This window comes from Pseudomonas sp. TYF_14 (genome assembly GCF_043105275.1).
GTDB lineage: Bacteria > Pseudomonadota > Gammaproteobacteria > Pseudomonadales > Pseudomonadaceae > Aquipseudomonas > Aquipseudomonas alloputida.
In genome coordinates, this window is sequence record NZ_JBICLK010000088.1 from 1 (window position 1) to 340 (window position 340).

The window sequence follows — 340 nt, forward strand, 5'->3', positions numbered from 1 at the left end:
TGATCGCGGCATCGCCCTGGGGCATGGATACGCCATGCTCAAGTAGCAAACCACGGATCTGATTACCCAGCGCGGTATGTCGCTTGATGTTACCGCGCCGGATACGGTGCAGCGCTTGAATAGCCAGTGCTGTGGTGCTCTTGATCGGTATCGAAGCGATGCTCGTATCGCGACCGGCACGCAAAATGGCATAGCAGTCGTTACGATCGTTCTTTGCACCGCTGCGATGTTCGGCGACACGTTGCGCCGGCAGGATGCGAACCGGATTACCTTTGGCCTGCAGCAGCCTGGCCCAGGCTTGCGCACCTGGACCGCACTCCATCAAGACGGCCACGGTCGT

General features: G+C 59.7%; 1 protein-coding gene. It reads right to left on the reverse strand.

The window, feature by feature from the left end; translation table 11 throughout:
* Positions 1–340 (reverse strand): transposase (locus tag ACF8O8_RS25450; protein ID WP_392510681.1); only part of this gene is annotated, 340 nt, incomplete at both ends.